Raw genomic sequence first — 15929 nt, forward strand, 5'->3', positions numbered from 1 at the left:
CAGCCTTATCCATGCGTAGCCGGGTGCCTGAAAAATCATGAGTTACATAACTAACGTCTGTTCCTTTTCTTGATTGACCTTGTTCGAGTGGAGTCCGCCGTGTCACTTTCGCTTTGGCAGCAGTGTCTTGCCCGTTTGCAGGATGAGTTACCTGCCACAGAATTCAGTATGTGGATACGCCCGTTACAGGCGGAACTGAGTGACAACACTCTGGCGCTTTACGCCCCTAATCGTTTTGTACTGGATTGGGTGCGCGATAAATACATCAATAATATCAATGGACTGTTGAATGATTTCTGCGGCATGGATGCGCCGTTACTGCGTTTTGAAGTCGGCAGCAAGCCGGTGACGCCTGTTGTCGTTCCAGCCGGCCACCACAGCGCTACCGTACCCGCGCCTCAGGCGCGCGCCGCTTCGCCGGTGCGCCCGAGCTGGGAAACCCCGGCGGCGCCGGCCGAGCATACCTACCGCTCCAACGTGAACCCCAAGCACACCTTTGACAATTTCGTGGAAGGTAAGTCCAACCAGCTGGCCCGCGCGGCGGCGCGTCAGGTGGCGGACAACCCCGGCGGCGCTTACAACCCGCTGTTTCTGTACGGCGGCACCGGCCTGGGTAAAACCCACCTGCTGCACGCGGTGGGCAATGGCATTATGGCCCGCAAGCCGAATGCCAAGGTGGTGTACATGCATTCCGAGCGTTTTGTGCAGGATATGGTTAAGGCGTTGCAGAATAACGCTATCGAAGAATTCAAACGCTATTACCGCTCCGTGGACGCGCTGCTGATCGATGACATCCAGTTTTTTGCCAATAAAGAGCGTTCGCAGGAAGAGTTTTTCCACACATTCAACGCCTTGCTGGAAGGCAACCAACAGATCATCCTGACGTCGGATCGTTACCCTAAAGAGATCAACGGGGTGGAAGATCGTCTCAAGTCCCGCTTCGGCTGGGGGCTGACCGTCGCGATCGAGCCGCCGGAGCTGGAAACCCGCGTGGCGATCCTGATGAAGAAGGCGGACGAAAACGATATTCGCCTGCCGGGCGAAGTCGCGTTTTTCATCGCCAAGCGCCTGCGTTCCAACGTGCGTGAGCTGGAAGGCGCGCTGAACCGCGTGATCGCCAACGCCAATTTTACCGGCCGGTCGATCACCATCGATTTTGTGCGCGAAGCGCTGCGCGACCTGCTGGCATTGCAGGAAAAGCTGGTCACCATCGACAATATTCAGAAGACGGTGGCGGAGTACTATAAGATTAAAGTGGCCGACCTGTTGTCCAAACGGCGTTCACGTTCGGTGGCCCGTCCGCGTCAGATGGCGATGGCGCTGGCCAAAGAGCTGACCAACCACAGCCTGCCGGAGATCGGCGACGCGTTCGGTGGCCGTGACCATACCACCGTGCTGCATGCCTGTCGCAAGATCGAGCAGCTGCGCGAGGAAAGTCACGACATCAAAGAAGATTTTTCCAATTTAATCCGAACCTTATCGTCATAACATCATGAAATTTATCGTTGAGCGTGAGCATCTGTTAAAACCGTTGCAACAGGTCAGCAGCCCGCTGGGCGGGCGACCGACGTTGCCGATTCTGGGCAACCTGTTGTTGCAGGTCAGCGAAGGTCGGTTATCGCTGACCGGTACCGATCTGGAAATGGAGATGGTGGCGCATCTGGCGCTGACGCAGCCCCATGAACCGGGCGCGACTACCGTTCCGGCCCGCAAGCTGTTCGATATTTGCCGTGGTCTGCCGGACGGCGCGGAGATTTCCGTCACTCTGGAAGGGGATCGGATGCTGGTGCGCTCCGGGCGTAGCCGCTTCTCTTTGTCCACGCTGCCGGCGGCGGACTTCCCCAATCTGGACGACTGGCAGAGCGAGGTGGAATTCACCTTGCCGCAGGCGACGCTGAAACGCCTGATCGAAGCCACCCAGTTCTCGATGGCGCATCAGGATGTGCGTTACTACCTGAACGGCATGCTGTTTGAAACCGGCGGCGAAGAACTGCGCACCGTGGCGACCGACGGTCACCGTCTGGCGGTGTGCGCCATGCCGGTCGGGCAGTCGCTGCCGTCGCATTCGGTGATCGTGCCGCGTAAAGGGGTGATGGAACTGGTGCGTCTGCTGGATGGCGGCGATACGCCGCTGCAGTTGCAGATCGGCAGCAATAATATCCGCGCCCATGTCGGCGATTTTATCTTTACCTCCAAACTGGTGGATGGCCGCTTCCCGGATTACCGCCGCGTGCTGCCGAAAAACCCGGACAAGACGCTGGAAGCGAGCTGCGACCTGCTGCGTCAGGCGTTCTCCCGTGCGGCGATTCTGTCGAACGAGAAATTCCGCGGCGTGCGGCTGTACCTGAACCAGAACCAGTTGCGGATCACCGCCAACAACCCGGAACAGGAAGAGGCGGAAGAGATTCTGGATGTGGAATACGGCGGCACGGAGATGGAAATCGGCTTTAACGTCAGCTACGTGCTGGATGTGCTCAACGCGCTGAAATGCGAAGACGTTCGTCTGCTGCTGACCGATTCGGTGTCCAGCGTCCAGATCGAGGATGCGGCCAGTCAGGCGGCGGCCTACGTGGTCATGCCGATGCGTCTGTAATCCCGCGCGGCGGGCGTCCGCTTTTGCCCGTTTTCACACGCCGCGCCATCAGGTGCGGCGTGTTGTTATCAAGATGTTGTTATCGGGATGGTGGCGTGAGCGTGCGAAAACGTCCGGCCTGGGCAAGAAATCAAGCAGAATGGTTGTAACATGGCGCTGACCCGTCTTCTTATCCGCGATTTCCGTAATATCGAATCGGCCGATCTGGCGCTGATTCCCGGCTTCAATTTTCTGGTGGGCGCCAACGGCAGCGGCAAGACCAGCGTGCTGGAAGCCATCTATACGCTGGGGCACGGGCGAGCGTTTCGCAGTATTCAGGCAGCCAGGGTGATTCGCCACGAGCAGGCCGAATTTATTCTGCACGGCCGTATTGAGGGGCAGGAGCGCGAGCGTTCCGTGGGCTTGAGCAAGAACCGCGACGGCGACAGCACGGTGCGCATCGACGGCAGCGACGGCCACAAAGTGGCGGAGCTGGCGCAATTGCTGCCTATCCAACTGATCACCCCGGAAGGCTTTACCCTGCTTAACGGCGGCCCTAAATATCGCCGCGCCTTTCTGGACTGGGGCTGTTTTCACAACGAACCCGGTTTTTTCAGCGCCTGGAGCAACCTCAAGCGGCTTTTGCGCCAGCGTAACGCGGCGTTGCGTCAGGTCAGCCATTACGGGCAACTACGCGCCTGGGATCGGGAACTGGTGCCGTTAGCCGAGGGCATCAGCCAGTGGCGCGCCGACTACAGCGCCGCTATCGCGGCGGATATCGGTTCCACCTGCGCTCAGTTTTTACCGGAATTTTCCCTGAGTTTTTCCTTCCAGCGCGGCTGGGACAAAGAGAGCGACTACGCTGAACTGCTGGAGCGCCATTTCGAGCGCGACAGACAGTTGGGCTATACCGCGCTGGGGCCGCACAAGGCCGATTTTCGCATCCGCGCCGGCGGCGTGGCGGTCGAGGACATGCTGTCCCGCGGCCAGCTCAAGTTGCTGATGTGCGCGCTCAGGCTGGCGCAGGGGGAGTTTCTTACCCGGCAAAACGGCCTGAAGTGCCTGTACCTGATCGACGACTTCGCCTCCGAACTGGACAGCACCCGTCGCCGCCTGCTGGCCGAGCGGCTGAAGGCGACGCAGGCGCAGGTGTTCGTCAGCGCCATTACCGCTGAGCAGATTAGCGACATGGTGGGCGAAAATGGCAAGATGTTCCGCGTGGAACAGGGTAAAATAACCGTTCAATCACAGGACTAAATGAGCGAGAAACGTTGATGTCGAATTCTTATGACTCCTCAAGTATCAAGGTATTAAAAGGGCTGGATGCGGTCCGTAAACGCCCGGGGATGTATATCGGTGATACGGATGACGGAACCGGTCTGCACCACATGGTATTCGAGGTGGTGGACAACGCTATCGACGAAGCGCTCGCTGGCTACTGTAAAGATATTGTCGTCACCATTCATGCCGACAACTCGGTATCGGTGCAGGACGACGGCCGTGGTATTCCTACCGGCATCCACGAAGAAGAGGGCGTGTCCGCCGCTGAAGTCATCATGACCGTGCTGCACGCAGGCGGTAAGTTTGACGACAACTCCTACAAGGTGTCCGGCGGTCTGCACGGGGTGGGGGTATCGGTGGTGAACGCCCTGTCCGAGAAGCTGGAACTGGTTATCCGCCGCGAAGGCAAGGTGCATCGTCAGGAATACCGCCACGGTGAACCACAGGCGCCGTTGAGCGTGACGGGCGACGCCGACACCACCGGCACCACGGTGCGTTTCTGGCCGAGTCTGGAAACCTTCACCAATGTGGTCGAGTTTGAATATGACATTCTGGCCAAGCGCCTGCGCGAACTGTCGTTCCTCAACTCCGGCGTGTCCATCCGCCTGCGCGACGAACGCGAAGAGAACAAGGCCGATCATTTCCACTACGAAGGCGGTATCAAAGCTTTCGTCGAGTACCTGAACCGCAACAAGACGCCGATCCACCCGCAGGTGTTCTATTTCAGCGCCGAAAAAGACGACATCGGCGTGGAAATCGCCATGCAGTGGAACGATGGTTTCCAGGAAAATATCTACTGCTTTACCAACAATATTCCGCAGCGTGACGGCGGTACTCATCTGGCCGGCTTCCGCGCCGCCATGACCCGTACGCTCAACAACTACATGGACAAGGAAGGCTACAGCAAGAAAGCCAAAGTTAGCGCCACCGGCGACGACGCGCGCGAAGGGCTGATTGCCGTGGTGTCCGTGAAAGTGCCGGATCCGAAATTCTCGTCCCAGACCAAAGACAAGCTGGTGTCTTCAGAGGTGAAATCGGCGGTGGAATCGCTGATGAACGACCGTCTGGTGGACTACCTGATGGAAAACCCCAACGACGCTAAAATCGTGGTCGGCAAGATCATCGACGCCGCCCGCGCCCGTGAAGCCGCGCGTAAGGCGCGTGAGATGACCCGCCGCAAAGGCGCGCTGGATCTGGCCGGCCTGCCGGGCAAACTGGCGGACTGTCAGGAACGTGACCCGGCGCTGTCCGAACTCTACCTGGTGGAAGGGGACTCTGCGGGCGGCTCCGCCAAACAGGGCCGTAACCGTAAGAATCAGGCCATTCTGCCGTTGAAAGGCAAGATCCTGAACGTGGAGAAAGCGCGTTTCGACAAGATGCTGTCTTCGCAGGAAGTGGCGACGCTGATCACCGCGCTCGGTTGCGGTATCGGCCGCGACGAATACAACCCGGACAAACTGCGTTACCACAACATCATCATCATGACCGATGCGGACGTCGACGGCTCTCACATTCGTACCCTGCTGCTGACCTTCTTCTACCGCCAGATGCCGGAAATCATCGAGCGCGGCCATGTGTTCATTGCTCAACCGCCGTTGTACAAGGTGAAGAAAGGCAAGCAGGAGCAGTACATCAAAGACGACGAGGCGATGGACCAGTACCAGATCATGCTGGCACTGGACGGCGCCACGCTGCACGCCAACGCTCACGCACCGGCGCTGGCGGGCGAGCCGCTGGAGAAACTGGTGGCGGATCACTACGGCGTGCAGAAGCTGATCGACCGTATGGAGCGCCGCTATCCGCGCGCGCTGCTTAATGCGCTGGTCTATCAGCCGACTCTGACGGAAGCGATGCTGAACGATCAGGCGCAGGCTCAGCAGTGGATTGACTCGCTGATTCACTATCTCAACGAGAAAGAGCAGCACGGCAGTACTTATAGCTTCCTGCTGCGTCAGTCGAACGAGCGTCATGAACCGGTGCTGCGGGTGCGTACCCACGGCGTGGATTCGGATTATGCGCTGGATCTGGCGTTTGTGCAGGGCAATGAGTACCGCAAAATCAATCAGCTGGGCGAAAAACTGCGCGGGTTGATTGAAGATGGCGCCTACGTGGAGCGCGGCGAGCGCAAACAGCCGGTCGCCAGCTTCGAGCAGGCACTGGACTGGCTGGTGAAAGAGTCACGCCGTGGTCTGGCGATTCAGCGCTATAAAGGCCTGGGCGAAATGAACCCGGAACAGCTGTGGGAAACCACGATGGACCCGGAAAGCCGCCGTATGCTGCGTGTGACGGTGAAAGACGCCATCGCTGCCGACGAGCTGTTCACCACCCTGATGGGCGACGCCGTTGAACCGCGCCGCGCCTTTATCGAAGAAAACGCCCTGAAAGCGGCGAATATTGATATCTGATAGAAACTCGTGATGGTAAAAACCCTGTCGTCGCACAGGGTTTTTTTTCAGATATGAGCTTTGTAAGAGATAGTTGTGCTGGTTTCATTTTTTGAAATAAAGTGGCTGTTTGTACAGCCACTTCTAATTTAATCGAATTTCCTTTCCAGCTTGAGATCTAGCTTTTCCGGGAAAGAAGTACTTAGCCATTTCATTTCTTTCCAGTCAAACGGGCAGCGCTCTCCCAGGCTCTCAATATCTTTATCCTCAATACCTTGAGGATTAACCAGCGGCATGCCGATATTTGAGAGCATCAGTTCTGAAAATAAATGTTCGGTTGGCCATAAAATAGCGGATAACCATCGATGCGGTGATTCCCAACCAGTCTTATCCGCGCTTCCTCTGCCACCACGGCCTTCTGGCATTTCAAAAATATAGTTACGCCAGTTTTTATCCCGTAATATACCACGGTAGACTTTAATGAGATCAGGTTTAGCGCTGCTTCTATCCAGACGACCCCAGTTTGCGCAATATTCGACGTTGTCGAGAATAATAATGGTATTTAGTGATGAATTTTGAATTTCCTGCAAAATTTCTTTTCGGGATATACCATCATCGATAATAAAATCCCAATTTGTCTTATGAATAATGCCATCAGTTTCAGCTATGCTGGATGCTTTTATCACAATAAGATTGAAGTTAGAGAATTGGCTTTTGTCGAAGTCTTTGGCATCACAGCTTGTTGCCTTGTATCCGATGCTATTGGATACATCAACCAGAAATTTTATGTATGCATCATCGCTTTCGATCGTGACAACGTTTATGCCTTTGCCCAGTAGGTAAAATGTTGAATTGCCACCGCCAAATTCAAGCGCCTGCATCGGGTGATCAATAAGTGCAGGATACCATTTAAAAACATTATTGAGGAAGGTCGAGAGTCCATCCGTCCACCAGGGAACGACACGAAGATTAAAAGTATTCTTGCTTGGTTGATTTTCTACTAACTCTGTCATCGGTACTTCCTCTTTATTTTTTGCCTGTGCGATACGATAGAGTATAAATTGGGGCGCTGGAGGCATAAGTCTTAAAACGTAGACAATATATGCACCATCTTATGGCACATGCGAATAAAATTCTATGTATATGCGTCAAGATACATGTTGCTGGAAAAAATAGGGCTTCCATTCTCCAGTTGGTGAATCAAGTCTCAGTGGACTGGCAAAAAAAAGCCATTTTTTCAAAGTGATGCAATCTTCCGCTATTAGATTGCCGGTATCCGCTGCCGGGTGCTGTACAGTTCCTGCGCCAGCGCCATCACGGCGGTAACCACCATAAAGATTACCGCCGACCAAAAAATGGCGGACGGGTGGCCCTGATCCAGCAGCCAGCCGAACACCACCGGGCCGCCGGCGCCGCCGATATTGAAACCGGTCGTGACCACGCCGAATACCCGACCTTCAGCGCCGGCCGGCGAGGCGTTACGCACCAGCATATCCCGCGACGGCGCGATAATACCGGAAAGAAAACCGGCGACGGCCAGAATCAGGATGGTCGCCAGCGAAGGCAGCGCATACATCGCCACGATGGCGACCAGCACGGCGGTAATGACCAGCGAGCCGGTGGCAACCATGCCGTGGTGACGGGTTTTGTCCGCCAGCGAGCCGCCGGCCAGCACGCCGAAGGCGCTGGTAAACAGAAACGCGGTCAGCGCCAGGTTGGCTTCGGTCAGCGGCATACCGTAGCCGTTCACCAGTGCGGTAACCGAGAAATTCTGAATCGAGTTGGTGCTGAGGTTGAGCAGCATAAACAGCACCAGCAGCGACAGAATCGGCAGGGTGAACACCGCCACCTTGGGCGCCTGGCTGTGCTTATTCTGCGCGGCGGCGGAAGGACGGGCTTCCCGTTCGCCCAGCAGCATCGGTACGGTCAGCAACCCGAATATCCCGGACAGTACAAACGCGAATTCGATGCTGGTGACGGACGCGACCGCCAGCAGCACCGCGGGAGCGACGGCGGTGCCGAGGAAACCGGAAAAAGTGTGGACCGAGAAGGCGCGCCCCATGCGGTTTTCGACGATGCCACGCGACAGCAGCGCGTAATCGGCCGGGTGATAGACCGCGTTGGCCAGCCCTGCCAGCGCCATGGCTGCCAGCATCCAGCTGTAGCTGGTAAACAGACCGAGCGACAGGAAGCACAGGCTGCCCAGCGTCAGCCCGGCGATCAGCGTGCGGCGCGGCCCGATGCGGTCGACGGCGAAACCGATCGGCGTCTGCACAATAGCGGAGACAACGTTGAATACGCCGAGTGCAACGCCGATTTCCACGTAACTGATGCCGCGCTGCGCCGAGATCAACGGCATCAGCGCCGGCAGCACCATCATGTGAAAATGACTAACCCAGTGAGCGGCAGAAACCTGTGCCAGTAGTGGTAACTTATTTATTTTCATCGTTATTTTAATAGATTAAATGCGCGGGCGCGCAAGGATGGATTCAGCAATAAGGTTAACATATCGCCAGAACGGTTAGCCGTCTATCTTTTATGGGAGAGGGTTTTAAAATTAGCGAGGGTGCGGCAGGACGATCGATTGCGGAAAACAAGGTGTCTGGCTGCGGCGGTTAAAAAGCGCAGCCAGAACCTGGCGTTACTCCGCCAGCGGCAGATAAAAATCAAACCGATGGCTTTTGGTTTCCAGCGCGGACTGGGCGGGTACGCCGGCCAGCGGCGGCGCGTAGTCCGGGCGTTTGACCACCACCCGCTTTTTCGCCAGACGGCGCGCCGGCGCCAGCAGGGCATCGGCGTCATCGTCGGCACCCACCAGTGTCTGAAATACCCGCATCTCCTTTTTCACCAAGGCGCTTTTCTGCCGATGAGGAAACATCGGGTCGAGGTAGACCACGTCCGGCGGCGGGGTAATCGCGGACAGCGCGTCGATGCTGGAGGCATGCACCAGCGTCAGGCGCTCGCACAGCCAGCCGCCGATTTCCGGGTCCTGATAACCGCGTTGCAGACCGTCATCCAGCAGTGCCGCCACTACCGGGTGACGTTCCACCATCCGCACCCGGCAACCGAGCGCCGCCAGCACAAAGGCGTCGCGGCCGAGGCCGGCGGTGGCGTCTACTACGTCGGGCAGATAGTCTTTTTTAATGCCGACCGCTTTGGCGACCGCTTCGCCGCGTCCGCCGCCGAAGCGGCGACGGTGCGCCAGCGCGCCGGAGGCGAAATCCACGCAGATGGCGCCCAGCTTCGGCTCGTCGCATTTACGCAGTTCCAGCCTCTCGGGGGTGAGCACCAGCGCCAGCGATGCGGCGGCGTCGTTCTCCAGCCCCCAGCGCCGGGCCAGTACCGCCAGCGCCTCGGGGTCGGCGCCGGCTTCGGTCAGTAAACCAATCCTCATTCCTGAATGCCGTAGTGCTTCAGCATGGCGTCCAGTTTGGGTTCACGACCGCGGAAGCGTTTGAACAGCTCCATCGGCTCTTCGGAACCGCCGCGGGACAGAATGTTCTCCAGGAACGACAAGCCGGTGTCGCGGTTAAAAATGCCTTCCTCTTCAAAGCGGGAGAAGGCGTCCGCCGCCAGCACGTCGGCCCACAGGTAGCTGTAGTAACCCGCGGCGTAACCGCCGGCGAAGATGTGGCTGAAGGAGTGCGGGAAACGGTTCCATTCCGGGCTTTTCACCACGGAAACCTGCGCTTTCACCTCCGCCAGCGTCTCCAGCACGCGCGCGCCTTTAGCCGGGTCATAACCGGCGTGCAGACGGAAATCGAACAGGCCGAACTCCAACTGACGCAGGATGAACAACGCCGCCTGATAATTCTTGGCGGCCAGCATCTTGTCCAGCATCGCCTGCGGCAGCGGCTCGCCGGTTTCATAGTGACCGGAAATGAACGCCAGCGCGTCCGGCTCCCAGCACCAGTTCTCCATAAACTGGCTCGGCAGCTCGACGGCGTCCCACGGCACGCCGTTGATGCCTGATACGCCGGCGGTATCGATGCGGGTCAGCATATGGTGCAACCCGTGACCGAATTCGTGGAACAGGGTGGTGACTTCATCGTGGGTAAACAGCGCCGGTTTGCCGTTGACCGGGCGGTTGAAGTTACAGGTCAGGTACGCCACCGGTTTTTGCAGCTCGCCGTCGGCTTTGCGCAGGCGGCCTACGCAGTCATCCATCCAGGCGCCGCCGCGTTTGTGCTCGCGGGCGTACAGGTCAAGGTAGAAGCTGCCCAGCAATTCGCCGCTATCGTTAAACAGATCGAAGAAGCGCACTTCCGGATGCCAGACGTCGACGCCCTGACGCTCTTTGGCGGTGATGCCGTAAATGCGTTTCACCACCTCGAACAGCCCTTCCAGCACGCGTGGTTCCGGGAAGTAAGGGCGTAGCAGTTCATCGCTGATGGAATACAGGTGCTGTTTCTGCTGCTCGGCGTAGTAGGTGATGTCCCACGGGTTCAGTTCATCGACGCCGAAGTGTTCTTTGGCGAACGCGCGCAGTTGCGCCAGTTCCTGCTCCCCTTGCGGGCGGGCGCGTTTGGCCAGGTCGGTCAGGAAATCCAGTACCTGCTGCGGGTTTTCCGCCATCTTGGTGGCCAGCGATTTGTCAGCGAAGCTCGCGAAGCCCAGCAACTGCGCCAGTTCATGACGCAGCGCCAGCGTTTGTGCCATTACCTCGCTGTTGTCCCACTTACCGGCGTTCGGGCCTTGCTCGGACGCGCGGGTCACGTAGGCGCGGTACATCTCTTCGCGCAGCGCCTGATTGGAACAGTAGGTCATTACCGGCAGGTAACTTGGGATATCCAGCGTCAGCAGCCAGCCTTGTTGCTCTTTGGCTTCCGCCAGCGCGTTGGCCGCCGCCAGCGCGCTTTCCGGCATACCGCTCAGCTCGTTGACGTCGGTAATCAGTTTGGTCCAGCCCATGGTGGCGTCCAGCACGTTGTTGCTGAACTGCGAGCCCAGTTCGGACAAGCGGGAGGCGATATCGCCGTAGCGTTTCTGTTGTTCCGGCGGCAGCGCAATCCCGGACAGTTCGAAGTCGCGCAGGGCGTTATCCACCGCTTTTTTCTGCGCCACGCTCAGGTTGGCGTAATGCTCGCCGTCGTGCAGGTCGCGGTAGGCGCGGTACAACCCGGCGTGCTGACCCACCCAAGTGCTGTATTCGGACAGCAGCGGCAGGCACTGTTCGTAGGCGCTGCGCAGTTCCGGGCTGTTTTTGACCGAATTCAGGTGGCTGACCGGCGAGAAAATCCGCCCCAGCCGATCATCACTTTCCGCCAGCGGCTGACACAGGTTATCCCAGGTGAACGGACCCGGCTGCGCCACCACGCGCTCGACAGTCTGACGGCAGTCGTCCAGCGCGGCCTGCACGGCAGGGAGGATGTGTTCAATCTGAATCTGGGAGAACGGCGGCAGGGTAAAGGAGGAAAGCAATGGATTGGTCATGGCACAGTCCTGAAATGTGTTGATGATGACTTAACATGGGGGGTAATGAAGGGAAAATCAATGGCCGAGGGCACAATCACGAGTACCACCAGTGCGCAACGCCGGCCGGAAAAAAGCGTCACTCATCGCATCGCGGACGAAGAGATTCAGGATGACTGGTTATAACCGGCGTAAAACCATGCCACCAGCGACGGGTTGCTGACGTCGGTAAAGAATTCCGCCACGATATCGCGCATCAGCCCGTAACGGCGGCACAACTGCCCGGCTTCGAACGCGGCCTGTTGTCTGCCCCGTTGCGAGGCCCGTTGATGCGCGTAGCCGCAGACGTAGCCGCGGCGGTAATCGTCGCAGTAATGACGGATGTCGCTCATCGATTGCGGCGTGGAGGCTTGCAACCCTGCCAGAATACCGTCGCCAAAGTGGTTTTTCATGAAGGTCGTTTCCGGGTAGTCGATATATAAACGATTATATATCGAAAAAGCTCCGTTATTGCAGTACCGGATGACGGATCGCAGTGATTGTCGGGTTATTTTGCGACGCTAACCGTTTATATACCCGTCATACTTCAAGTTGCAGGTGTGTTGGCTTTATTACTCGGCCCATCCCTGGGCCTCGCCCTACGGGCCGCAGCGAGCTGCGTTCAAATCTGCTCCCGGCAGAGTTGTCGCTCACCCCAGTCTAAGCTCCTGGGGATTCGCTGCGTCGCCGCCTGCCTGCAACTCGAATTATTTAGGGTATACTATGGCGATTAGCGGCAAACGCGCCCTCATTGACCGGAAATCCACACTTTATGCTGAGTTATCGCCACAGTTTTCATGCCGGCAATCATGCCGACGTGCTGAAACACACTGTCCAGAGCCTGATCATTACCGCGCTGAAAGAGAAGGACAAACCGTTCCTGTATCTGGATACGCACTCCGGCGCAGGCCGTTATCAGTTGCAGAGCGAACACGCCGAGCGCACCGGCGAATACCTCGACGGCATTGGCCGCATCTGGCAGCGGGACGATATTCCGGCGGAACTGGAGCCGTACATGCAGGTGGTGCGTTCCTATAATTCCGGCGATAAGCTGCGCTATTACCCCGGCTCGCCGCTGATTGCCCGTCAGTTGCTGCGCGAGCAGGACAAAATTCATCTGACCGAGCTGCACCCCACCGACTTTCCGCTGTTGCGTCAGGAATTTCTGCGTGACGATCGGGCGCGGGTGGTGCGCGAGGATGGCTACCAGCAGTTGAAAGCTCAGTTGCCGCCGCTGTCGCGCCGCGGGCTGATTCTGATCGACCCGCCTTATGAACTGAAAACCGATTATCAGGCGGTGGTGAAAGGCATTCAGGAAGGCTATCGCCGCTTTGCCACCGGCGTATTCGCGCTGTGGTATCCGGTGGTGCTGCGTCAGCATATCAAGCGCCTGCTCAAAGACCTGGAAGGCACTGGTATCCGTAATATCCTGCAAATCGAGCTGGCGGTGCTGCCGGACAGCGACCGTCATGGTATGACCGCCTCCGGCATGATTGTCATCAATCCGCCGTGGAAACTGGAATCCCAGATGAAAAGCGTGCTGCCGTGGCTGCATCAGGCGCTGGTGCCCGGCGGTACCGGCCACACGCGCGTCGAGTGGGTGGTGCCGGAGTAACGGCCTATACCATTAAGCGCTAAGCGCCGCCCGGCGCTATACCCGGAAAGTGGCGAGATCGGTCGCGACCTCGGTAGCCGGGAACAGCGTCTGACATTCCTGACGCAGCCGTTCCAGATCTTCCTGGCCGTAGCGGGCGCTGAAGTGAGTGATAATTAACCGTCTGGCGCCGGCGTCTCGCGCGGCGGCGGCGGTTTGCAAAGTGGTGGAATGCCCGCGTTCGTTGGCGCGTTCCGCCATCGCCCCTTCCAGCGTGGCTTCGTGCACCATCACATCGACACCGGCGGCCAGTTTGAGCGCTTCCGGTGTCGGGCGGGTATCGCCGAAGACAGCCAGCGACTTGCCCGGCAGACCGGGGCCGACGTAATCCCAGCCGTTCAGCACCCGTCCGTCGTCCAGCGTCACCGTTTCCCCACGTTTCAGTTGCTGGAAATAGGCGCCGGGTTTGACGCCTTCCGCCGCCAGTTTATTCACGTCCAGTGGGCCCGGTTTGGGGCGTTCCTCAATACGGTATCCCACGCAATACAGGGTGTGCGACAGCTCATGCGCCGTCACCCGCAACTGATGGTCCTCGAACACCGTACCGGGAACGACCTCCACCACCTCCAGCGGATAGGTGAGCCAGGAACCGCTCAACGTCAGCGCGGTTTCGACGAAGGTTTTCAGCCCGGCCGGGCCGTAAAGCGTCAGCGGCGTCTCGATGCCCGCCATGGAACGCGAGCAGAGCAGGCCGGGCAGCCCGAACAGATGATCGCCGTGCAGATGGGTGATGAAAATCTTCTCCAGTTTGCCGGGTTTGACCGGGGTGCGCAGAATCTGGTGCTGGGTGCCCTCGCCGCAGTCAAACAGCCAGAACGCCGGGCGAATGCCGTGTAGATCGAGCGCGATGCTGGTGACATTACGCTCTTTGGTTGGCACGCCCGCGTTGGTGCCGAGAAAAATCAGTTCCATGCAAAATCCTTTATAACGGCGATGTGTCTTTCAGGCTGTCCCAATTCAGTCCGAAACGAGCCAGATATTTGCGCAGCCTGTCGGCATCATTAGGCTGTTTTTTCTGCTGGCGCGAGACGGCAAACAGCGTACGTCCCGCTTCTGACAGGCTGTGGGTATTTCGGCATACCTCCAGAACCTGTTCAAGTTGACATTGTTCGAAGATATCCAGTTCGCCGATTTCGGCAGGCAACGTGTTGCTGGCGGATTTACCACGCCATTGTTGCCTGAGACGTTGGATTTCCTCGTCCACCAGTGCGATGTTAATGCGACCCTGAGTAGCGAATGTGGCCATGCGGTGCACACTGGCACCGAGTTCGCGAAAGTTGCCTCGCCAACTGGCTTGCTCCGAGCAGGCGAAGGTCAGGAAACGCTGGCGTGCCTCTTTATCAAACCGGACCTGGATTTGCTGCTGCTGAGCAAAACGGTGTAACTCAAAATCCAGATTAGGTTCGATATCTTCACGCCGTTGGGCCAGCCCTGGTAACGGGAACGTCCACATATTGATGCGTGCATAAAGGTCTTCACGAAAATGTCCATTCTCCACCCAATGTGGCATGTCCCGGTGGGTGCCCGCAATCAATTGAAAATCACTGTTTACTTCCTTATCAGAACCGAATGGCAGAAAGCGTTTTTCTTCTATCGCTTTAAGCAGCATGGCTTGTTCATCTAATCCCAGCTCGCCGATTTCATCCAGAAACAGCACTCCGCCATCGGCTTCGCGCAACAGCCCAGCACGGGCTTGTTGCGCGCCGGTAAAGGCGCCGCGCACATGACCAAATAGTGTAGACATCGCATTATCGCCACGCAGCGTGGCGCAATTGACAGCGACAAATTTTCCATTGACCTGATGACGTGATGCCTTGAGCTGATAGATACGCTCAGCCAAAAAGGATTTGCCCGCACCTGTGGGACCGGTCAGCAGAATCGGGGCGGAAGAACGTAGCGCAACCTGTTCAATATGGTCGATGATTCGGTTGAACGTGGCATTACGAGTGGCGATGCCGGCTTTCAGAAATGAGACGGATGCCTGCTGTTCCCGCAGAAAGCGGCTGGTAATCGCAGTATAGCGGCTGAGATCGAGGTCAATGACGGTGTACTGTCCGGCTGGAGAAGGCGTTTCGTCGTCGTGGTCTGATGGACTGGTTTGTAGTAAACGGGCTGGGAGATAGCGTGCTTCCGTCAGCAGAAACCAGCAAATCTGTACCACATGAGTACCGGTAGTGATATGTATCAGGTACTCCTCGTGTTCCGTATCAAACGGATAGTGAGCGGCGAAGTCAAGAAATGTGGTGTACACCTCCTCAAAGTCCCAGGGATCTTTTAGCTCAACCTCATGCAGGTTGACGGTGGTGGAGGGTGATATCTGGTTTATATCCTCCTGAACCTGCTGCGCCAGTCCAAGACTGCGTGGTTGATATAACAACTCCAGTCGATCAATCGGTAAATCCGGCTGCTGACAAGCCGCGATGGTCGGTCGCCATCTATTCCAGCGGTTTTGCCTTTTCCCCCGTTTATCCAGTGCGGTGCCTAGTACACCAATCATGACTCTACGCTTCATGCTTATCTCTTTTTATAAGTCCTTATCTTTTCAGATATTACTTTATCAGGTTAATAATTGGCATGGTAAAAAATA

12 protein-coding genes are annotated in these 15929 nt (G+C 57.4%); 5 read left to right on the forward strand and 7 right to left on the reverse strand.

Annotation, left to right across the window (positions count from 1 at the left end; genetic code table 11):
- The first annotated feature begins 99 nt into the window (after positions 1 to 99).
- The 4 genes from dnaA (at position 100) to gyrB (ending at position 6258) form a co-directional block, all read left to right on the forward strand.
- Entirely contained in the window at positions 100 to 1488 is a 1389-nt protein-coding gene (gene dnaA, locus CPA59_RS00005; protein ID WP_174213722.1) for a chromosomal replication initiator protein DnaA, read from the forward strand.
- Between the two features lie 4 nt (positions 1489 to 1492).
- Positions 1493 to 2593 (forward strand): DNA polymerase III subunit beta, encoded by a 1101-nt coding sequence (dnaN, locus tag CPA59_RS00010; protein ID WP_033568156.1) that lies wholly within the window; start codon positions 1493 to 1495, stop codon positions 2591 to 2593.
- 150 nt (positions 2594 to 2743) lie between these two features.
- The gene (gene recF / locus CPA59_RS00015) at positions 2744 to 3829 is read left to right on the forward strand and encodes a DNA replication/repair protein RecF (RefSeq protein WP_013320098.1); all 1086 of its coding nucleotides are present in this window, start codon (positions 2744 to 2746) and stop codon (positions 3827 to 3829) included.
- A gap of 17 nt (positions 3830 to 3846) precedes the next feature.
- Positions 3847 to 6258, forward strand: coding sequence for a DNA topoisomerase (ATP-hydrolyzing) subunit B (gene gyrB / locus CPA59_RS00020; RefSeq protein WP_038920700.1), 2412 nt, complete (start codon positions 3847 to 3849; stop codon positions 6256 to 6258).
- Between the two features lie 128 nt (positions 6259 to 6386).
- Here the strand turns inward: gyrB and CPA59_RS00025 are convergent, their stop codons facing one another.
- The 5 genes from CPA59_RS00025 to CPA59_RS00045 form a co-directional block, all read right to left on the reverse strand.
- The gene (locus tag CPA59_RS00025; RefSeq protein ID WP_107758457.1) at positions 6387 to 7250 is read right to left on the reverse strand and encodes a hypothetical protein; all 864 of its coding nucleotides are present in this window, start codon (positions 7248 to 7250) and stop codon (positions 6387 to 6389) included.
- A gap of 248 nt (positions 7251 to 7498) precedes the next feature.
- Positions 7499 to 8683 (reverse strand): MFS transporter, encoded by a 1185-nt coding sequence (locus CPA59_RS00030; protein WP_107758458.1) that lies wholly within the window; start codon positions 8681 to 8683, stop codon positions 7499 to 7501.
- Positions 8684 to 8878: 195 nt separating this feature from the next.
- A complete protein-coding gene (gene rsmJ / locus CPA59_RS00035) occupies positions 8879 to 9631 on the reverse strand; it encodes a 16S rRNA (guanine(1516)-N(2))-methyltransferase RsmJ (protein WP_038920697.1) in 753 nt (250 codons plus the stop codon).
- The gene (gene prlC / locus CPA59_RS00040) at positions 9628 to 11670 is read right to left on the reverse strand and encodes an oligopeptidase A (protein WP_107758459.1); all 2043 of its coding nucleotides are present in this window, start codon (positions 11668 to 11670) and stop codon (positions 9628 to 9630) included. Before prlC ends, rsmJ begins: the two co-directional genes overlap by 4 nt.
- 146 nt (positions 11671 to 11816) lie before the next feature.
- Entirely contained in the window at positions 11817 to 12101 is a 285-nt protein-coding gene (locus CPA59_RS00045; protein ID WP_038920695.1) for a DUF2623 family protein, read from the reverse strand.
- A 359-nt stretch (positions 12102 to 12460) separates the two neighbouring features.
- Here CPA59_RS00045 and CPA59_RS00055 point away from each other — a divergent pair, with 359 nt between their 5' ends.
- A complete protein-coding gene (locus CPA59_RS00055; protein ID WP_038920694.1) occupies positions 12461 to 13303 on the forward strand; it encodes a 23S rRNA (adenine(2030)-N(6))-methyltransferase RlmJ in 843 nt (280 codons plus the stop codon).
- Between the two features lie 36 nt (positions 13304 to 13339).
- On the opposite strand, the gene rnz is transcribed toward CPA59_RS00055, so the two are convergent.
- Both rnz and rtcR read right to left on the reverse strand, forming a co-directional pair.
- Entirely contained in the window at positions 13340 to 14254 is a 915-nt protein-coding gene (gene rnz, locus CPA59_RS00060; RefSeq protein ID WP_049855473.1) for a ribonuclease Z, read from the reverse strand.
- A gap of 10 nt (positions 14255 to 14264) precedes the next feature.
- Entirely contained in the window at positions 14265 to 15854 is a 1590-nt protein-coding gene (gene rtcR / locus CPA59_RS00065; protein ID WP_107758461.1) for an RNA repair transcriptional activator RtcR, read from the reverse strand.
- Positions 15855 to 15929: the final 75 nt, after the last annotated feature.

Source organism: Dickeya sp. Secpp 1600, from assembly GCF_003049805.1.
GTDB lineage: Bacteria > Pseudomonadota > Gammaproteobacteria > Enterobacterales > Enterobacteriaceae > Dickeya > Dickeya fangzhongdai.